Origin of the sequence: Leclercia sp. Marseille-Q4284 (assembly GCF_916618945.1) — a bacterium.
Classification (GTDB): Bacteria; Pseudomonadota; Gammaproteobacteria; order Enterobacterales; family Enterobacteriaceae; genus Enterobacter; species Enterobacter tamurae.
Genome location: NZ_CAKAKG010000001.1, coordinates 642,583 through 663,001 on the forward strand (window position 1 = coordinate 642,583; position 20,419 = coordinate 663,001).

The 20,419-nt window shown below is 53.9% G+C and carries 16 protein-coding genes; 12 read left to right on the forward strand and 4 right to left on the reverse strand.

Annotated features, from left to right (window positions below; genetic code table 11):
- Nucleotides 1-68 precede the first annotated feature (68 nt).
- The 4 genes from der to LG383_RS02995 all read left to right on the forward strand — a co-directional run bounded on the left by der (nucleotide 69) and on the right by LG383_RS02995 (nucleotide 4,766).
- Nucleotides 69-1,541, forward strand: coding sequence for a ribosome biogenesis GTPase Der (gene der / locus LG383_RS02980; protein WP_166183342.1), 1,473 nt, complete (start codon nucleotides 69-71; stop codon nucleotides 1,539-1,541).
- Nucleotides 1,542-1,841: 300 nt separating this feature from the next.
- Entirely contained in the window at nucleotides 1,842-3,395 is a 1,554-nt protein-coding gene (locus LG383_RS02985; protein ID WP_106994612.1) for a peptide MFS transporter, read from the forward strand.
- Nucleotides 3,396-3,457: 62 nt separating this feature from the next.
- Nucleotides 3,458-4,492: a Gfo/Idh/MocA family oxidoreductase gene (locus LG383_RS02990; protein ID WP_225758295.1), complete on the forward strand. Its 1,035-nt coding sequence runs from the start codon at nucleotides 3,458-3,460 to the stop codon at nucleotides 4,490-4,492.
- A 52-nt stretch (nucleotides 4,493-4,544) separates the two neighbouring features.
- Nucleotides 4,545-4,766: a zinc ribbon domain-containing protein gene (locus LG383_RS02995; protein WP_106994614.1), complete on the forward strand. Its 222-nt coding sequence runs from the start codon at nucleotides 4,545-4,547 to the stop codon at nucleotides 4,764-4,766.
- Here the strand turns inward: LG383_RS02995 and LG383_RS03000 are convergent.
- The 3 genes from LG383_RS03000 to xseA form a co-directional block, all read right to left on the reverse strand.
- On the reverse strand, nucleotides 4,763-5,113 hold the full coding sequence (locus LG383_RS03000) for a protealysin inhibitor emfourin (RefSeq protein WP_142486688.1): 351 nt from the start codon (nucleotides 5,111-5,113) through the stop codon (nucleotides 4,763-4,765). The two genes, LG383_RS02995 and LG383_RS03000, sit on opposite strands and share 4 nt — an antisense overlap.
- Nucleotides 5,114-6,133, reverse strand: a complete 1,020-nt coding sequence (locus LG383_RS03005; protein ID WP_225758296.1) for a M4 family metallopeptidase — start codon at nucleotides 6,131-6,133, stop codon at nucleotides 5,114-5,116.
- A 134-nt stretch (nucleotides 6,134-6,267) separates the two neighbouring features.
- Nucleotides 6,268-7,641 carry an exodeoxyribonuclease VII large subunit gene (gene xseA / locus LG383_RS03010; RefSeq protein ID WP_106994616.1) on the reverse strand — a complete coding sequence of 458 codons (1,374 nt, stop codon included), beginning with the start codon at nucleotides 7,639-7,641 and terminating at the stop codon, nucleotides 6,268-6,270.
- A gap of 159 nt (nucleotides 7,642-7,800) precedes the next feature.
- Here xseA and guaB point away from each other — a divergent pair, with 159 nt between their 5' ends.
- The 7 genes from guaB to LG383_RS03045 all read left to right on the forward strand — a co-directional run bounded on the left by guaB (nucleotide 7,801) and on the right by LG383_RS03045 (nucleotide 17,573).
- On the forward strand, nucleotides 7,801-9,267 hold the full coding sequence (guaB, locus tag LG383_RS03015) for an IMP dehydrogenase (RefSeq protein WP_106994617.1): 1,467 nt from the start codon (nucleotides 7,801-7,803) through the stop codon (nucleotides 9,265-9,267).
- Nucleotides 9,268-9,330: 63 nt separating this feature from the next.
- The gene (gene guaA / locus LG383_RS03020; RefSeq protein WP_106994618.1) at nucleotides 9,331-10,908 is read left to right on the forward strand and encodes a glutamine-hydrolyzing GMP synthase; all 1,578 of its coding nucleotides are present in this window, start codon (nucleotides 9,331-9,333) and stop codon (nucleotides 10,906-10,908) included.
- A gap of 684 nt (nucleotides 10,909-11,592) precedes the next feature.
- Nucleotides 11,593-12,150: a fimbrial protein gene (locus LG383_RS03025; RefSeq protein WP_370635156.1), complete on the forward strand. Its 558-nt coding sequence runs from the start codon at nucleotides 11,593-11,595 to the stop codon at nucleotides 12,148-12,150.
- A gap of 76 nt (nucleotides 12,151-12,226) precedes the next feature.
- A complete protein-coding gene (locus LG383_RS03030; RefSeq protein WP_106994620.1) occupies nucleotides 12,227-12,937 on the forward strand; it encodes a molecular chaperone in 711 nt (236 codons plus the stop codon).
- Between the two features lie 59 nt (nucleotides 12,938-12,996).
- Nucleotides 12,997-15,516 carry a fimbria/pilus outer membrane usher protein gene (locus LG383_RS03035; RefSeq protein WP_225759498.1) on the forward strand — a complete coding sequence of 840 codons (2,520 nt, stop codon included), beginning with the start codon at nucleotides 12,997-12,999 and terminating at the stop codon, nucleotides 15,514-15,516.
- A 15-nt stretch (nucleotides 15,517-15,531) separates the two neighbouring features.
- Nucleotides 15,532-16,851: a fimbrial protein gene (locus tag LG383_RS03040; RefSeq protein ID WP_225758297.1), complete on the forward strand. Its 1,320-nt coding sequence runs from the start codon at nucleotides 15,532-15,534 to the stop codon at nucleotides 16,849-16,851.
- Between the two features lie 59 nt (nucleotides 16,852-16,910).
- A complete protein-coding gene (locus LG383_RS03045; RefSeq protein ID WP_225759499.1) occupies nucleotides 16,911-17,573 on the forward strand; it encodes a molecular chaperone in 663 nt (220 codons plus the stop codon).
- A gap of 65 nt (nucleotides 17,574-17,638) precedes the next feature.
- On the opposite strand, the gene LG383_RS03050 is transcribed toward LG383_RS03045, so the two are convergent.
- Nucleotides 17,639-17,827 carry a YfgG family protein gene (locus LG383_RS03050; protein WP_106994624.1) on the reverse strand — a complete coding sequence of 63 codons (189 nt, stop codon included), beginning with the start codon at nucleotides 17,825-17,827 and terminating at the stop codon, nucleotides 17,639-17,641.
- Between the two features lie 346 nt (nucleotides 17,828-18,173).
- On the opposite strand from LG383_RS03050, the gene LG383_RS03055 reads away from it, so the two are divergent.
- Nucleotides 18,174-20,414, forward strand: coding sequence for an EAL domain-containing protein (locus LG383_RS03055; protein ID WP_225759500.1), 2,241 nt, complete (start codon nucleotides 18,174-18,176; stop codon nucleotides 20,412-20,414).
- Nucleotides 20,415-20,419: the final 5 nt, after the last annotated feature.

Sequence of the window (20,419 nt, forward strand, 5' to 3'; positions counted from 1 at the left end):
GGGCCGTTTTGATTTTTTAAAAAACGCCGCAAACGCGACGTGATATCGAATTTTATGAGGCTTTAAACATGGTACCTGTGGTCGCGCTTGTCGGGCGCCCGAATGTTGGAAAATCCACTCTTTTTAACCGTTTAACACGCACCCGTGATGCGCTGGTTGCGGATTTCCCGGGGCTCACGCGTGACCGTAAGTACGGTCGTGCAGAAGTGGAAGGTCGTGAGTTTATCTGTATCGATACCGGCGGTATCGACGGGACAGAAGACGGCGTTGAAACCCGCATGGCGGAACAATCCCTGCTGGCGATCGAAGAAGCGGATATCGTGCTGTTTATGGTAGATGCGCGCGCGGGCCTGATGCCTGCCGACGTTGCCATCGCCAAGCACCTGCGCTCACGTGAAAAATCCACCTTCCTGGTGGCGAACAAAACGGACGGTATCGATCCCGATCAGGCGATGGCCGATTTCTGGTCGTTAGGCCTGGGCGATATCTACCCAATCGCCGCCTCTCACGGTCGTGGCGTTACCAGCCTGCTTGAAACCGCGCTGCTGCCGTACGTTGACGAGATCAACCCGCCGGAAGAGGTCGACGAAGACGCCGAATACTGGGCGCAGTTCGAAGAAGGCGAAGAGGGTGAAGAGGAGCCGGAAGACGACTTCAACCCGCAGGATCTGCCGATCAAGCTGGCCATCGTCGGTCGTCCAAACGTCGGTAAGTCAACGCTTACTAACCGTATTCTCGGTGAAGACCGCGTGGTGGTATACGACATGCCGGGCACCACACGCGACAGCATCTACATCCCGATGCAGCGTGACGAGCGTGAATACGTACTGATCGACACCGCGGGCGTGCGTAAGCGCGGTAAAATTACCGATGTGGTTGAGAAATTCTCGGTAATCAAAACCCTGCAGGCGATTGAAGACGCCAACGTGGTGATGCTGGTTATCGATGCCCGTGAAGGTATCTCCGATCAGGATCTCTCCCTGCTCGGCTTTATCCTCAATAGTGGGCGCTCACTGGTTATCGTCGTCAACAAGTGGGACGGCCTGAGCAACGAAGTGCGTGAGCAGGTCAAAGAGATGCTGGACTTCCGTCTGGGCTTTATCGACTTTGCCCGCGTTCACTTCATCTCTGCCCTGCACGGCAGCGGCGTGGGTAATCTGTTTGAGTCCGTACGCGAAGCCTACGACTGTTCAACGCGTCGTGTCGGTACCGCGATGCTGACCCGTATCATGACCATGGCGGCAGAAGACCATCAGCCACCGCTGGTGCGTGGTCGTCGCGTGAAGCTGAAATATGCCCACGCCGGCGGTTATAACCCGCCTATCGTGGTGATCCACGGTAATCAGGTGAAGGATCTGCCAGATTCTTACAAACGCTATCTGATGAACTACTTCCGTAAATCGCTGGAAGTGATGGGTACACCGATCCGTATCCAGTTCAAAGAAGGGGATAACCCGTTTGCTAACAAACGTAACACCCTGACGCCGAACCAGATGCGTAAGCGTAAGCGTTTGATTAAACACATTAAGAAAAGCAAATAATCGTTGCTGTTCTGCTGAAAAACCCGCGCCCGTCGCGGGTTTTTTTATGCCCGAAAGGAACGAATAATTATTGATGTGATGTCAATCACTATTCATGTTTATCCAACATAAAATCTAAGAAATAAGACGATTGTCGAACTTTCGTCTTTTGAGGGTGCTCCGGGGGCTGGACAAAAGTTGCCTTAGGTTATCAAATGGTTAAATAACATTTCGCCGGATGTAAAAAAGCTACCTAATCGCTAACCGGGTGGCTGGCTTCCGGTGTTAACAAGCAACACGACACATCGTCTCAGGAGAATTATGCAATCCTCTGTTAATAAAAACGAAAGCCGAACTTTCTTCGGCCATCCTTATCCGCTCGGCGCGCTGTTCTTCACGGAGATGTGGGAGCGCTTCTCGTTTTACGGTATTCGTCCGCTACTGATCCTGTTTATGGCGGCAACCGTCTATGACGGCGGCATGGGGCTGGCGCGTGAAAATGCCTCTGCTATTGTCGGCATCTTCGCCGGGACCATGTATCTGGCCGCGCTGCCGGGCGGCTGGCTGGCGGATAACTGGCTCGGCCAGCAGAAAGCGGTCTGGTACGGCTCAATTCTGATTGCCCTCGGCCACCTGTCGATTGCGCTCTCTGCGGTGATGGGAAACAACCTGTTCTTTATCGGCCTGATGTTTATCGTTCTCGGCTCGGGCCTGTTCAAAACCTGTATCTCGGTGATGGTGGGCACGCTGTATAAGAAAGGCGATGCGCGTCGTGACGGCGGCTTCTCACTGTTCTACATGGGCATCAACATGGGGTCATTTATCGCGCCGCTGATCTCCGGCTGGCTGATTAAATCCCACGGCTGGCACTGGGGCTTTGGTATCGGTGGCATCGGGATGCTGGTGGCGCTGGTTATCTTCCGCCTCTTTGCCGTGCCGTCGATGAAGCGCTACGACAGCGAAGTAGGGCTGGATTCTACCTGGAACAGCCCGGTGGCGAAGAAAAAAGGCGTTGGCGGCTGGTTACTGGCCCTGGCGGCGGGTATTGCGTTTATCGTGACCCTGATTGCCCAGGGTGTGATTGTCATTAACCCGGTTGCCGTGGCCAGCGTGCTGGTGTACGTCATTGCCGCCTCGGTGGCGCTCTACTTTATCTGGCTGTTCATGTTTGCCGGTCTGAACCGTAAAGAGCGCGCCAGGCTGCTGGTCTGCTTTATCCTGCTGGTGTCGGCGGCCTTCTTCTGGTCTGCGTTTGAACAAAAGCCGACCTCGTTTAACCTTTTCGCCAACGACTACACCAACCGCATGATCGGTGATTTTGAAATTCCCGCGGTGTGGTTCCAGTCGATTAATGCCCTGTTTATTATCCTGCTGGCGCCAGTCTTTAGCTGGGCCTGGCCGAAGCTGGCGAGCAACAACATTCGCCCGAGCAGCATCACCAAATTTGTGATCGGCATTCTGTGTGCGGCAGGGGGCTTTGGCCTGATGATGCTGGCGGCGCAGAACGTTCTCAGTAACGGTGGGGCGGGCGTATCGCCGTTCTGGCTGGTGGGCAGTATCCTGATGCTGACCCTCGGTGAACTGTGCCTGAGCCCGATTGGTCTGGCGACCATGACCCTGCTGGCCCCGGAGAGAATGCGCGGCCAGATGATGGGCCTGTGGTTCTGTGCCAGCGCCCTGGGCAACCTGGCGGCGGGCCTGATTGGCGGTCATGTGAAGGCCGATCAGCTGGATATGCTGCCGGATCTCTTCGCGCGCTGCTCCATCGCACTGCTGATTTGTGCCGCTGTCCTGATGGTGCTCATTGTTCCGGTGCGTCGTATGCTGGAAAATACGCAGACGAAAAACGAGCCGAAGCCCGTAACTAACGCCTGATATCTGCCCGACCTGGCCGGGGCGTGCGTTACGCTCCGGCCTTGCCAAAACAGAGGTGATACATGCAGATAGGGTTTGTTGGACTTGGCGCGGTGGTTGAAACCGCCTACTTACCCGCACTACAAAACACCTTTGGTACCTCCCTCCGCTGTCTGGGGTTTGATATCCAGACAGACAGGACCCTTGATGGCGTCACCCGCTGTCCTTCGCTTGCCGACCTGCTTGCTCGTCCTCTCGATACGCTGTTTATCACTACCGCATCGCTGCAGCACCTTGAGGTGCTTGAGCAGGCCCTGGCGTCCTCCATCCCGCGCATTGTGGTCGAAAAGCCGATTGTCGCCACCCTTGCTCAAATCGACAGAGTGAAAACGCTGTTGGCGAGACCGGAAGCGGCCTCCAGGGTGCTGGCCCTCGATCACTGGATGGCGCGCATTAACCTGGTGCAGCTGGGATTGGTCAGGGACTTGTCGGACATCGCCAAAATCGACGGTTTTTTACAGGAGCCGAGCGGGTTTAACGCGGCGGGGGAACCCATCGCGCTCAACTTTGCCACCGGGGAACCGGACACCCGCACGCTGCGCCATCCTGACGGGGTGATTCTGGATATTGGTACGCACGTGCTGGCGATGATACGGGAAACGGTGCGTTACCTCGGCGGCGACGGCGATATCGCCCTGCAGGTTGTCACCGCCAGAGATCGTCTGGGATGCGATATCGCCAGAGGCGATCTAACCACCGCGGAAGGCGAGGCGCATCTTCAGGGGCAGGTCAGCGGCGTGCCGGTGGAGATCTGGCTCAATAAATATGCCGGGCCGTCCGGAGGACAAAAAGGGCTGCGGCTGCATCTGCGGGATGGACGCGTGATGAGCCACGACCGGCGCGGGGCAGAAGATGTGCTTGAGCTGATCGAGGGCGACAAGGTTCAGTCCTGGCGTTTTGGTGGCACGATCTATGAGCGCTGTCTGGCGGAGCATATTCTGGGGGAGCACAGTCTGTTTGCACGCGCCCCGGCCGAAGTAAGCCGCACGACGCAGCGCAGACTGGAAGAGGTGGAGCTGCTGCTGACATTACAGCAGCAGCTGCGTGGCCCTCAGTGAACGCATCGTGTTAACATCAGTGCAGAACTGAATGTCCTTCAAAGGAGTCATCATGTCGATTACCTGCCCGGATTGTCATGCAGAGCTGGAGCCGCAAAACGGCGTGGCGCACTGCGAGCGTTGCAACAAAGATATCGCCCTGGAAGCGCGCTGCCCGGAGTGCCATCAGCCACTCCAGGTATTAAAAGCCTGTGGTGCGGTGGATTATTTCTGCCAGAACGGCCACGGTCTGATCTCGAAAAAGCGCGTGGAGTTCGTCAGGGCTGACGCTTAATCGCAGACGCAGCCTTCGCCTTTCTGCCAGAGTTCGACCAGCGACTCTGGCGCTTCCTGCTCGGGAACCAGCACAATGATGTCGGTGTATTGCGCCTGATTGTGCCGGGTCCAGATGATCTGAATGCGAAAATAGCGCTGGTCGCCGCCGCCGGGTGACGACCGCTGGCCAGGCGGCTCTCCCCGTGGAATAGCCTGCTCCAGTATGTTTACCACGCGCTGGCGCTGCGCGCTGTTAAGCGTCGAGAGCGCGATGCGCCGCAACCCGCTGAGATGGGGGATATAGGCCACACCACCTTCACGCGCCAGCTCGACCACCGCGTCATCCGTCAGTTCCGGAACCTGCATTTACAACACTCCCACCTGTTTCCAGGCTTGCTCAATGGCTGCGGCGACGTCACCACCCGATCGCTTTTCACCGTGTGCCACCGTTAGTTTCGCAAAGGCGTCAAAATCTGCATCTTGCGCCAGCTGTCGATCGCAAACCGTGTCATACCAGGCATAACCGGCTTTCTCCCAGGCATGGCCGCCAATGGCCGTCGCGGCAAGATAAAACGCGCGATTAGGAATGCCTGAATTAAGATGCACGCCGCCGTTATCTTCGCGCGTTTTGATAAAGTCTTTCATATGCGCGGGCTGCGGATCTTTGCCGAGCAGGGGATCGTCATAGGCGGTTCCAGGTTCTGACATCGATCGCAGCCCTTTGCCATTAATCCCCTCGGCCAGCAGGCCTTCGCCAATCAGCCAGTCTGCCTCATTGGCGGTTTGCTTAAGGTGATATTGCTTCACCAGCGCGCCGAACACGTCTGATAACGACTCGTTCAGCGCGCCGGACTGTTCAAAGTAGATAAGCCCGGCTTCCGTCTCTGTAACGCCGTGGCTTAGCTCATGGGCAACTATGTCTATGGCGATGGTAAAGCGGTTAAAAATATCGCCGTCCCCGTCGCCAAATACCATCTGCTGCCCGTTCCAGAAGGCGTTCTGGTACTCCCGGCCATAATGCACGGTCCCGGTGAGGATCAGCCCTTTGTTATCGAGGGAGTCGCGCTGATAGTTTTTCCAGAAAAAATCATGGGTGATGCCCAGATAATCGTAGGCTTCGTCCACCGCCACGTCGCCGTTAGAGCGCTGCCCCTCATAGCGTACCTGGGTGCCCGGCAGCTCCTGGGTCTGCCTGGCGTCGTAAATGTCCCGCTCCCGCTGTCCGGCCTTATTAACGTGCGGCGCAGCGGGTTTTCCCGGCATGTGGGCCATCAACGTCTGGACATGGGTCAGGGTCTGGCGGGCGCAGCGCTGCTGCGGCTCAGAGCCACTCTCAATAATACGGCGAAGAATATAGGGCGGGATCACGCTAAAGGTTCGGGTCATGCGTCTCTCCTGTTATGGCAATGCCGAAAAAAGCAACAGCTTAAGTGTATGCCATAGTGGCGAAACGGCAGGCAAGTCGGACAAATCGCGGGATGAAAGTGCGCAGGATTTAAGTTATAACGACCTGACGCGTGTCAGGCCTTTTTGCGCGCGCGGGTTTTCTTCACCGGCGTCACGCCTTTCACTTCGCTTTCCACCCAGCCGTCAGACAGCCGGGTGGTGAGCAGATCCCCGGCTTTGACCTGTTTGGTTTGCTTCAGCACGTTGCCGTCGGTCACGGTAGTCACGCTGTAACCGCGCGCCAGCGTCGAGAGCGGGCTGACGGCCTCCAGATGGGTGACCGCATTACCAAAACGCTCGCGGGTACTGCTCAGGCGCGCGCGCAGGTTATCCGCGAGGCGGTACTCCAGCTGTTGAATACGCGTTTGCGCCCGATAAATGCGCGGCTGCGGGTTTTGCTGATTCAGGCGTTGAGTGGTGCGCTGCTGGCGCTGGACCGCCCGTTTAAGCTGATTATCCACTGCGAGGTTCATCCGCTGGCGCAGACGTTCCAGCACGGTTTGCTGACGTGCCAGACGCAGCTGCGGATGCTGCTGCTGCAGGCGGTGATGAAGCTGGGTAAAGCGACGGGTGCGGTTGGCGAGGAAATAGTCCATCGCCATCTCCAGCCGCTGCTGGCCGTTCTGCATCTGGCGCAGCAGTTCGAGCTGATTACGGCTCACCATTTCAGCTGCGGCAGAGGGCGTGGGTGCCCGCAGGTCGGCAACAAAATCGGCGATAGTGACGTCAGTTTCATGCCCGACGGCGCTGACCACCGGGATCTGGCTGGCAAAAATCGCCCGTGCCACGCGTTCGTCGTTAAAGCTCCAGAGATCTTCCAGCGAACCACCCCCGCGCCCGACGATTAGCACATCACACTCCTGACGGGCGTTGGCAAGCTGAATGGCGCGGACAATCTGCCCGGGCGCATCGTCACCCTGCACGGCGGTCGGGTAGATGATCACCGGCAGGGAAGGGTCGCGGCGTTTCAGGACGTGCAGAATGTCATGCAGCGCGGCGCCGGTTTTCGAGGTGATCACCCCTACGCAGTGGGCAGGGGAGGGGAGCGGCTTTTTGTACTGCTGATCGAACAGCCCTTCTGCCGACAGGGCGGCTTTCAGCTGCTCATATTTTTGCTGCAGAAGACCTTCACCCGCTGGCTGCATGCTCTCAACGATAATCTGATAATCACCGCGCGGTTCGTACAGGGTGATACTGGCGCGAACCAGAACCTGTTGCCCGTGCTGCGGCCTGAACGTCACCCGACGGTTGCTGTTGCGGAACATCGCGCAGCGCACCTGAGCGGTGTTGTCTTTCAGGGTGAAGTACCAGTGACCGGATGCCGGCTGGGTGAAATTAGAAATTTCTCCGCTGATCCACACCTGGCCGATTTCCTGCTCAAGCAGCAAACGGACCGTCTGGTTAAGGCGGCTGACGGTATAAATTGAGGGGGATTGAGAGGATAACATGTGAGCGGGATCAAATTCTAAATCAGCAAGTTATTCAGTCGATAGTAACCTGATAAGAGGCAATCGCAAGCATTTTTTATAAAAAAGTGTAGATGCAATCGGTTACGCTCTGTATAATGCCACGGCAATATTTAACCACCCAGGTCAGAGATATTGCCCATGCTACGTATTGCTAAAGAAGCACTGACGTTTGACGACGTCCTCCTCGTTCCCGCTCACTCCACCGTTCTGCCGAATACTGCCGACCTCAGCACGCAGTTGACTAAAACCATTCGCCTGAACATTCCTATGCTCTCCGCGGCAATGGACACCGTGACTGAAGCGCGCCTGGCTATTGCCCTGGCTCAGGAAGGCGGCATTGGCTTTATTCATAAAAACATGTCTATCGAGCGCCAGGCAGAAGAAGTTCGCCGCGTGAAGAAACATGAATCTGGCATCGTTACCGACCCACAGACCGTTCTGCCAACCACTACTCTGCACGAAGTGAAAGCCCTGACCGAGCGTAACGGCTTTGCAGGCTATCCGATTGTGACTGCTGATAACGAGCTGGTGGGCATTATCACTGGCCGTGACGTGCGTTTCGTCACCGACCTGAACCAGCCGGTCAGCGTCTACATGACCCCGAAAGAGCGTCTGGTCACCGTGCGTGAAGGCGAATCCCGCGACGTGGTGCTGGCAAAAATGCACGAAAAACGCGTTGAGAAAGCGCTGGTTGTGGATGACAGCTTCCACCTGCGCGGCATGATCACCGTTAAAGACTTCCAGAAAGCAGAACGTAAACCGAACGCCTGTAAAGACGAGCATGGCCGTCTGCGCGTGGGCGCTGCGGTTGGCGCTGGCGCAGGCAACGAAGAGCGCGTTGATGCGCTGGTTGCTGCGGGCGTTGACGTCCTGCTGATTGACTCCTCTCACGGCCACTCCGAAGGCGTGCTGCAGCGTATTCGTGAGACCCGTGCAAAATACCCTGATCTGCAGATCATCGGCGGTAACGTGGCAACTGGCGCAGGCGCTCGCGCCCTGGCTGAAGCGGGTTGCAGCGCGGTGAAAGTGGGTATCGGTCCTGGCTCCATCTGTACTACCCGTATCGTGACCGGCGTGGGCGTTCCGCAGATCACTGCGGTATCCGATGCGGTAGAAGCGCTGGAAGGCACCGGTATTCCGGTTATTGCTGACGGCGGGATCCGTTTCTCTGGCGACATCGCCAAAGCCATCGCGGCCGGTGCCGCAGCGGTAATGGTCGGTTCCATGCTGGCCGGTACCGAAGAGTCCCCGGGCGAGATCGAACTGTTCCAGGGCCGTTCTTATAAGTCGTACCGTGGGATGGGTTCTCTGGGCGCGATGTCCAAAGGCTCTTCTGACCGTTACTTCCAGACCGACAACGCTGCCGACAAACTGGTGCCGGAAGGTATCGAAGGCCGCGTGGCCTATAAAGGCTACCTGAAAGAGATCATTCACCAGCAGATGGGCGGCCTGCGCTCCTGTATGGGTCTGACCGGCTGTGGTACCATCGACCTGCTGCGGACTAAAGCGGAATTCGTGCGTATCAGCGGCGCGGGTATTCAGGAAAGTCACGTTCACGACGTGACCATCACCAAAGAGTCCCCGAACTACCGTATGGGCTCCTGATAAGTTTCCACGCCCGGCTATATGCCGGGCGATTTTGTTTCACTTGCCTCGGAATTAGCGTCAATGACGGAAAATATTCATAAACATCGCATTCTCATTCTGGATTTCGGTTCGCAATACACTCAGCTGGTCGCTCGTCGCGTCCGTGAGCTGGGCGTTTACTGTGAGCTGTGGGCGTGGGATGTCACGGAAGCACAGATTCGCGAATTCAATCCAAGCGGTATCATCCTCTCCGGCGGCCCGGAAAGCACCACCGAAGATAACAGCCCGCGCGCGCCACAGTATGTATTCGAAGCTGGCGTGCCGGTGTTCGGCGTCTGCTACGGCATGCAGACTATGGCGATGCAGTTGGGTGGCCACGTTGAAGGGTCTAACGAACGTGAGTTCGGCTACGCGCAGGTTGAAGTTCAGACTGAGAGTGCCCTGATCCGCGGTATCGAAGACTCCCTGACCGCCGACGGCAAAGCGCTGCTGGACGTGTGGATGAGCCACGGCGACAAAGTCACCGCCATCCCGTCTGACTTCGTGACCGTCGCCAGCACCGAAAGCTGCCCGTTCGCCATCATGGCTAACGAAGAGAAACGCTTCTACGGCGTGCAGTTCCACCCGGAAGTGACTCATACCCGTCAGGGTCTACGCATGCTGGAGCGTTTTGTCATCGACATTTGCCAGTGTGAAGCCCTGTGGACGCCAGCAAAAATCATCGACGATGCGGTTGAGCGTATTCGCCAGCAGGTCGGTGACGACAAAGTGATCCTCGGCCTCTCCGGCGGGGTTGACTCCTCCGTGACCGCGATGCTGCTGCACCGCGCCATCGGTAAAAACCTGACCTGCGTGTTCGTGGACAACGGTCTGCTGCGCCTGAACGAAGCTCAGCAGGTGATGGACATGTTTGGCGACCACTTCGGCCTGAACATCGTTCACGTTGAAGGCGAAGAGCGTTTCCTGACCGCGCTGGCGGGTGAAAACGATCCGGAAGCGAAACGTAAAATCATCGGTCGCGTGTTCGTGGAAGTGTTCGACGAACAGGCCTTGCGTCTGGAAGACGTGAAGTGGCTGGCCCAGGGCACCATCTACCCTGACGTGATCGAATCTGCGGCATCCGCAACCGGTAAAGCACACGTCATCAAATCTCACCACAACGTGGGCGGCCTGCCGAAAGAGATGAAGATGGGTCTGGTTGAGCCGCTGCGCGAGCTGTTCAAAGACGAAGTGCGTAAGATTGGTCTGGAGCTGGGTCTGCCGTACGACATGCTCTACCGTCACCCGTTCCCGGGCCCGGGTCTGGGCGTACGCGTGCTGGGCGAAGTGAAGAAAGAGTACTGCGACCTGCTGCGTCGTGCGGACGCGATCTTCATTGAAGAGCTGCACAAAGCTGACCTGTACAACAAAGTCAGCCAGGCGTTCACCGTATTCCTGCCGGTTCGTTCTGTGGGTGTAATGGGCGATGGCCGCAAGTACGACTGGGTTGTCTCCCTGCGTGCGGTTGAGACCATCGACTTTATGACTGCCCACTGGGCGCACCTGCCGTATGACTTCTTAGGCCGCGTCTCTAACCGCATCATCAACGAAGTAAATGGCATTTCGCGGGTAGTGTATGACATCAGCGGGAAGCCACCTGCGACGATTGAGTGGGAATAATCTGCTAATCGTGCCGGGTTGTTTATAACCTGAAGAACGCATAAAAGCCCTCTAATACAGAGGGCTTTTTTATTTTTTGTGAACATTTTCTGCACAATGCGTTCTGTTAATGGCAAAAATATTATGAAGTAAATAAATATAGAGAACTTAATTACTCTAAAAAACGCTTTAATTTAATATCATTATGTGGGTTTTTGATTTCAAATTATTTAATTTGTGAATAAGCCAATCATTTATATATCTATTATCCATTGATGGTTTTTTTCTTTATAAATAGTTTAAATAACTGATGGGTGTAAGTAGATTGGTTGTTTATCCTGTCCGCCAGATGGTTTTGTAGGGCTTATGCTTTGGCTTTAATAAGCAACGACTAAAATGACTTTTATTATTCTGGCGATATTTTTAACGTTGTGTTTTTTAACTTGATGAAATGGAACGTATTATATGTTCGTGATTGTTTTTTGAACGGATTAGGTGGGTTGTTTTAAATTTTGGAATTTATTAAGCTTATTACTCCAGCAGCTAATAACACTGCATCTGCATTCGTATTGCTTTCACTACGTGTGCATATAGTTAGTGTTAATAATGGTGGGAAAAATGGCGTTAGATTTATTTAAAATTGCTTTCTGAATAATTACATCTCCATTGGAATGAAGATGTGTTTGCCTACTTAAATAAGGATATATTATGACTGGTTTAAAAAAAATTGCCTTAGCATTTACCGTAGTTGCTCTTCCATATTCTGCACTGGCTGCGCCGACGGTAACATTTGAAGGTGAAGTAACCGATCAAACCTGTTCCGTAAATATTAACGGACAAACCAGCTCTGTGGTCATGCTGCCAACAGTAGCTGCAACGGAATTTGGTGAAACTCTGACTAACGGTCAAACTGCAGGCCTGACGCCGTTCACCATCTCCCTGAGTGGTTGTAAGTCTTCGACCTCAAGCACCAATATCACCACCAAATTCCTGGGTTACGATGTTGATAGCACCACCGGAACGCTGGGTAACCGCGCCACTACGGATGCGGCTACAGGCTATGGTATTCAGTTGACCACCTCCGGTACAGGCGGCACCGCAGTACAACTGTCTGGTGTAACCAGCGTACCAGGTCTGGTGCTGGCGGCTAATGCCACCACAGCAAGCTACGAGTTTGGTGCTCAATACTATGTTGTTGATGCGGCTACTGCTGCTCCAGGTAAAATCAGCGCTGTTGCGGAATACACAGTAAGCTACCTGTAATTAGGTACATTCTGGCCTGGCGGAGATCGCCGGGCCAGAATGTATATTCAGCTGTAAAAGGCGTGGAGTTCGAGGGATGTACAAGTTTTTCATTTTTCTGATTATTTTTATTGTATCAGGCATAAACACCGCGTCTGCCAGTGTCGTAATGACAGGGACCCGCGTCATTTTCCCTGAGCAAGCAAAAGAAAAAACAGTTCAATTAAGAAATCCTGATAACAAAGCTTATCTTCTTCAGATGCAGATTGACGATCATGAGGAAATTAAAGAAAAAGCTGACAGCTCATCATCGTTTATAGTTACGCCACAAATATTTCGTATGGAGCCCAATTCGGGGCAATCAATCAGAATAAAGTATATTGGCGATAACTTACCACAGGACCGCGAGACTATTTTTTATTTCAGCTTTAGCCAGCTGCCTTTACTGAAAAAAAACGAACAGGCCGCGAATCAACTGGTTCTTGCTGTGACTTCACGAGTGAAAATTTTCTATCGTCCTAAAGGTATTGCTGGTGCTCCTGCCGATGCTGTGAAGGCTTTACGCTTTAGCCTGGATGGCAAGCGTATTAAGGTAAGCAATCCAACGGGGTATCATGTCGTTGTAAGAAAAGCGAGTTTATTGGTTAATGGTAGAGAAATTACCCTGGCCGATTCGACCCTGGTTGCACCGAAAAAAGAGACCGAATGGACGCCTTCTGCATCCGTATCCCGCCTGGCAGGAAGCCAGTTACGTTTAGTGGTCGTCAATGATTACGGCGTTGATAACGTGAATACCATTAACCTCTAAAGAGAATTTTATTCAATTCTTTGCTGTATGTTAAATCATTTGGGATGGATACCAAATCAATGAAATATCCTGCAATGCTATGCTTGATATTGGCATCGGTTTCTGCCGCGCAAGCTGCCTCTGAAAACGAGCACGTAAGTACAAATAATTCGACATCGGACAATGATTACGTGTTTGATAAGGATTTATTCCGCGGGGGGCGATTTAGCGAGGAATTATTAGGGCGTTTAACCAGGCCAAACAGTATTCTGGCTGGCCAATATAAAATGGATGTTTATATTAATAGCCAGTTTTCTGAGCAATATAATATCGATTTTATTGAACAACCCGATGGTTCAGTGAAACCCTGCCTAACGCCTGAGATGCTGACAGCAATAGGCCTGAAGAATGTGGAGAATGCCGAGGGTACCTGCAAACTGATCGAGCAGGTTGCCAAAGGGAGCAGCACCTATGTTGATGCTTCCCGTTTTCGGCTGGATTTTACTATCCCTCAGATGCTGTTGAATAAAGTGCCGCGTGGCTATGTCAATCCGCGGGAACTGGATACCGGCAGTTCGCTGGGGTTTGCCAACTATATTGCTAACTATTATCACGTCTCCTATTCAGATAATGAAATGAGGGACAGAGATTCCGTGTGGGCATCGCTGAACGGTGGGCTTAATCTCGGAAGCTGGCAGTATCGTCAATTATCCAACATCAACTGGGATAAAGAGGGCGGGAGTAAATGGAATAATATCCGCAGCTATGTGCAGCGGCCCTTACCCCTTATCCAGAGCCAGCTGATGATGGGAGAATTGATCACCAACGGGCGCTTTTTTTCCGGCCTGGATTATAACGGCGTGAGCCTGTCGAGCGATGAAAGGATGCTCCCGGATTCAATGCGGGGTTATGCCCCGACGATCCGCGGCGTGGCGACGTCGAATGCGAAAGTTTCCGTGACGCAAAACGGTACGGAAATTTATCAGACCACCGTCGTTCCCGGTGCCTTTGAAATTAACGATCTGTATCCCACCAGCTATAGCGGGGATCTTATCGTGACCATTACCGAGGCCGACGGTTCTGTCAGCCATTTTAGCGTGCCGTTTTCGGCTGTTCCTGAATCCATGCGCCCGGGCATCTCGCGCTACAGTGTTGAAATAGGTAAAACGCGGGATAGCGGGGAAGAGGCAGCGTTCAGCGATCTGATTTGGCAGCGCGGGATAACCAATAGCATCACGGCGAATACGGGGCTGCGTATTTCTGATGGCTATCAGTCAGCGTTAATAGGCGGGGTGTACGGCAGTTATCTGGGGTCGTTTGGCGTGGATGCCACCTACTCCCGGGCTGATTTACCCGACGAGGGCTACACCGAGGGCTGGATGGCACACCTTGCATGGAGCAAAACGTTCCAGCCAACAAGCACAACGGTTTCCCTTGCAGGTTATCGCTATTCCACTGATGGCTATCGCGATTTCAGCGATGTACTCGGTTTACGTGAGGCATGGAAGCACGGCGAGGCGGATGACTGGCAGTCCAGCACCTATCGTCAGCTTGCGCGCTTTGATGTGTCAGTCAGTCAGAGTCTGCAGAGCTACGGCAATATTTTCCTGACCGGTTCGGCGCAAAGCTACCGCGGCGATCGGAATAAGGATATGCAGCTGCAGTTTGGCTACAGCAACACTTTCGCGTATGGCATCGCCATGAACCTGTCCGTGGGTCGACAGCGGACGGGAAGTTATAACGATGATGAAGGAAGTATGCAGACCATGACGTCCTTATCATTTTCGATTCCGTTTGGTTCAGGTCCGCGTGCGGCAGATCTGACAAACTCCTGGACCCACTCTTCTGACGGCGGCGATCAGTATCAGACCGCTGTTTCGGGGATGGTGGATGAAGCCATGACCACAAACTACAACCTGAACGTGACCCGCGATCAGGAAAACAAACAGACCACCGTCGGTGGCAACCTGCAGAAACGAACGACGTTTGCCACGCTGGGCGTCAATGCCTCGCAGGGGAAAGGGTACTGGCAGGCATCGGGTAATGCGCAGGGGGCATTTGTTGCCCATTCCGGCGGCCTGACGATGGGGCCGTATCTGGGCGATACCTTTGCGCTGGTCGAGGCGAAGGGCGCCACAGGGGCAAAAATCTTTAGCTCGCAGCAGGTGGTGATCGACAGCAATGGGTATGCGTTGGTTCCGGCAGTGACGCCTTATCGCTACAACCGAATTTCCCTGGACCCTCAGGGGATGGAAGGCGATGCGGAACTGGTGGACAGTGAGAAGCAGATCGCCCCGGTGGCAGGTGCTGGCGTCAAAGTGGTGTTCCGTACCCGTACCGGTACCGCGCTGCTGATCCGTACCCGCTTTAAGGATGGTCAACCGGTGCCGTTGGGGGCGGATGTGCTGGACGAAAAGGGCGATATCGTCGGGATGGCGGGTCAGGGCGGACAAATCTATGTGCGGGCTGAAAAGACCGAGGGCGAGTTAGTGGTTCGCTGGGGTGATGACGCTGAAGATAAGTGTCGTATGCCCTATAAATTTCCTGCGGCTAAACAGGGAAATGCCTTACTTAAGCTCGACGCTGTATGTGTCAATTGATTGCATGGAGGACAAATGAACAAAAGGAATACGCTGCTAGTGAAGTTATGTGCAGCACTGTTGCTGCTCGGGGTGGCACTGCCATCATGGGCGACATGTAATAAAAAGAGTACTTCCTTGCAGGCAGATAGCGGGTACAGCGCGATTATCCCCTTTGGAAAAATCAATCTGCCGGACCCCTATTTTGTTCCGGTAGGAAGCCTGCTCGCGAGCACCGTTGTACCCTCGACAAACTATACAACCCTTGGCGCGACAGGGAGTACCGTCTTTTGGGAATGTGACCAGGCCGATCTACCGAACATTTATTACCTGATCGCCACCAACGGTGACGATCGGGTTGGCGGCAATGTCGATATCGGCGCGCAAGACGGTCTTGATGGTGTCTACGCAACCTGGTTTGCCTATGTGGGCTTACGCCAAACTATGTCTGGTGTCGTGGTCTCTCGCTACTGGAAAAAAGTGCCTATTACCACATACGGTACCGAGGGCGGAAAGATCCAAATTCGCTTGCAGGATATTCCCCCGTTGCAGGCAGAGCTGTACCGGGTGAGTACGCTTCCCCCTGCCGGGGTCGCCTCTTTTTGTGCGGGGATCACCTATGCCAGCTCAGCAGGAAAAATGTATACCTGTACCGAGCCTAACGCCTACATTCAGCTGTCAGGCGATGACAACGTCTCTTTCAGTTTTGGCCATGACAAACCCGGCGATGACTGTGCAACGAAATATGCCTTTTGGGGATCTGATAATGGCTTTGGCTATGGTATGCGTACCGCCAATAAACTCTATTCCAACCCCACTTGTGTGGCACGTAACGTGACGCCGTTTGTCCTGTTTCCAACGATTACGGCCAATGCACTGGAAGAAGGGCAGGAGGTAACCGGGAATTTCTCTGTCCGGGTGGAGTGCAGTGACGCAGTGACGTCGGGGATTAATGATACCCAGACCGCGCTGGGCTTACAGGTCTCGGATGGTGCCTACAGTGCAGCCTCAACGCTGGGGCTTGTCAACGGCAGCGGCGGGGTCAGCGCGCTGGTTTCGGATAACTATTTTGATAGCAGCATGGCCAAGGGCGTGGGTATAACCGTGGCAAACAGCAAAGAACCTGCAAAGGCGCTGACGTTTGTAGGGCAACCCGGCATCGCGACGCTAACACCGGGTGGCAACGCCGCAGGCTGGTATCCCGTCCTGCAAGGTGCAACCAAAGACGGTAGTTCTATGGCCGGATACTCCTGGTACACTTACGATTTTATTGCCACATTGAAAAAGTTAAATGGACAGACGGTCACGCCGGGTAAAGTTCATGCCACTGCCTATGTACTGGTGAAGATGCAATGATCCGTTATATGGCTGCGCTCCTGGCCTGGCTCCTCATAATACCTGCCCAGGCAGGTGTTATGGCCTCCTCAACGCGGGTGGTTTATCAGGCTACCGATCGGGAAAAATCGCTGATGCTGGTTAATACCAATGATTATCCCGTCATTGTGCAAAGCTGGGTGGACGATGGCACAGGCGATCCAGATTCCGCTCATGCCCCGTTTGTGATACTCCCTCCGGTACTGCGCGTGGCACCGAAAGGGATCCAGTCGCTGCGTATTCTTTATAATCAGGAGCCGCTTCCGACAGATCGTGAATCGGTTTTCTGGTTGAATTTATATGAAATTCCATCTGCGATTGGCAAGGTTAAAGACGAGCGGAAACTCGCGTTGGCGATGAATACCCAGCAAAAGATCTTTTACCGTCCGAAAGGGATCTCTCTGTCGTTAAAGGATGCTGTTTCCCGGTTGAGTTTTCACCTTAAGCATGACGGCGCGCAGTGGTTTATCGAATGCGTAAACCCAACACCGCTGCACATCTCATTTACCTCTATCACCTTACTGAACGGCTCCTCGGAAAGCGCGGTTCAGCAGCAGCCAGACATGATGACAGCCCCTTTTAGCACCAAAAACTATGCGCTTAAGGACGTAAGCAATTTAACAAATAAGGGGATAATACGGTTTCGTTATTTGGATGATGCCGGGGAACAGCACTCTGTAGAGGGCAAATTAACATCTGGTTAGAGTGTCGGTCAGGACTAAGGATATCCTGAGCGGGACACTCCTCACGTCAACATGCACTGGAACACTTAGCGGTCAGGCGCTTCGACTGACAGGCTGGATTGCTGTGCCTGCTTTTTTTCCTGATGATGATGCCAGGCGCCAATAGAGGAATAAATAAAACGGCCAAGGAAAAAGGATAAACTGATTAGCAGTATGATTCGCGTCATCCGAGTGTTAAACCGATGTCGTTTTCGCATACGTGTAGCCTGACTCACTGTCGTGTTCCTGAAAATACCCTGAGGGCGATGTGCCATTAAGGCATACGGAAGCCACAGGGGTCAATTATTCGGTTTGTAAAATTCCGTCAACGATTAATTCACCTGTTGTTATGTATATTATTAATTTATTTACACCATTGATAATTCGCACAAAATTATCGTTAAAAAACGTGAATATTCTTATTCGGCAATAATATTTTTGATTTAAGTCAAATCTCGCTCGCCATGGCTTACTAAAATCTTTCCTCCTTTCGTGTTTGCGTTATTTCGTCTGCACGACAACGTCGTCAGGTTGGATGCCTGTCTGAACTGCCCCTGGATGAGTGGGTTAACTATGGCATCTATGACTATCTTTTCATTATACAAAAAATACAAAGACCGCTGGTGGGCATTGCCCCTAATCCTGCCGATCGTTCTGCTGCCCATTGCACGACTTGCCACGACCTACACCCAGGTTCAGGGAAATATCGTGGTGCTCTATTACATGCCATTGGCGTTTTTATTGTCGATGATGCTGTTTTACGGCATGGCGGCGGTGCCAGGCATTGTGATTGCGCTTTTTGTACACTATTACCCTTTGGTGGGCGGTTACGAGACCACCGTAGCGATTGGCCATTATTTGATTCCGATAACCCTCAGCTGGGGTGGATACCGGGTTTTTGTTCCCCGCCGCAATAATGTCTCCTATGGTGACGCCCGGCTGATGGCGCAACGGATGTTCTGGCAGATGCTCTGCCCGGCCACGATTTTTCTGCTGCTGTTTCAGTTCGCCGTCTTCCTTGGGGTCTACAAAACCCGGTTTGACCTGGCGGGGATCAGCACCCCCGGGATCCGCTCGCTGATTAACTACCAGGGCTTACTGGTCGGGTGCCTGACGGGCGTGCCGTTCTGCTATCTCATCATCCGCATTCTCCGCCATCCCCGCTATCTGCGAAGCCTGCTGTCGCAGATCGTGGGCCAGGTCGATCGTAAAGTGACGGTGACGGAAGTGATTATCTGGACCGCGGCAACCGGCGCACTGCTGGCCTTGCTCCTGTGGCCGATCAACGAAAACAGCACCATTTTCAGTACCAATTACACGCTCTCGCTGCTGATGCCAGTGATGCTATGGGGATCGATGCGCTTCGGTTATAAGCTGATGTCCCTGATCTGGACGCCGGTGCTGATTATCTCTATTCACTTTTTTGACAGCTACATTCCCCGGGCACAGGGTTACGACATTCAGCTCACCATCACCACCTCCAGCTATCTGGTCTTTACCTTCGTGGTGGTTTATATGGCGATGCTGGCGACGCGTCAGCGCACGATTAATATCCGCGCCAGACGGCTGGCATTTCTCGACCCAGTGGTGCACATACCAAATCTGCGGGCGCTCAACCGCGCGCTGGGGAAAAACCCCTGGTCGGTGCTCTGCTTCCTGCGCATCCCGGAGCTGGAGGTGCTGGGGCGTAACTACGGTGTTTTGCTGCGTATCCAGTACAAACAGAAACTGGCTGCGTGGATCCATGACTATCTGCAGCCGGATGAGTGCGTGTATCAGCTGTCCGGGCACGATCTGGTGTTGCGGCTGAATACCGAACTGCACCAGTCCCGTATTGACGAGCTGGATCTACATATCAAACGTTTTCGCTTCGTCTGGGATGGGATGCCGCTCCAGCCGCAGGTGGGGGTCAGCTACTGCTACGTGCGTTCCCCGGTGGTGCATCTTTATCTGCTGCTGGGGGAGCTGAGCACCATAGCGGATCTCTCCCTGGCGACCAATCACCCGGAAAACCTGCAGCAGCGGGGCGCCATCAATCTGCAACGCGGCCTGAAAGACAAAGTCGCGATGATGAATCGCCTGCAGCGCGCGCTGGAAAAAGATGAGTTTACCCTGCTGGCGCAGCCGGTGAAGGGGATCCGCGGCGATGACTATCATGAGGTGCTGCTCCGGCTGCAAAATGATGGTGCCGAGCTGATTGCCCCCGATGAGTTTCTGCCCGTCGCGCAGGAGTTTGGCCTCTCTTCGCGGATTGATCTGCTGGTGCTGGAGAAGACGCTGCAGTTTATGGCCGATAACCGGGAGAGTCTGCCGGGCCAGCGTTTTGCCATCAATCTGTCGCCATCATCCGTTTGCCGGGCACAGCTGCCGCTTGAGGTGAGCCGCATGCTGGAAACCTATGGCATTGAGAGCTGGCAGCTCATTTTTGAGATCACCGAGAGCAGCAGTTTTGGCAATGCCGGGCTGGCCATGCAGACGATGAACCAGTTGCAGCAGATGGGATGCCGGGTCGCCATTGATGATTTCGGCACCGGCTACGCCAGTTACGCCCGCTTAAAAAATGTCGATGCCGATATCCTGAAGATCGACGGCAGCTTTATTCGTAACATCGTCAGCAACAGTCTGGATTACCAGATTGTGGCCTCGATTTGCCATCTGGCGCGGATGAAGAAGATGCTGGTGGTGGCAGAATATGTCGAGAGCGAAGAGATCCGTTGCGCCGCGGAGGCGCTGGGGATTGATTACTTCCAGGGCTATTTAATAGGTAAACCCGTCAGGCTGGAGTCTTTGCTGCCGCAACAGGCGCTCGCAACGAGCGCCTGAAGGGC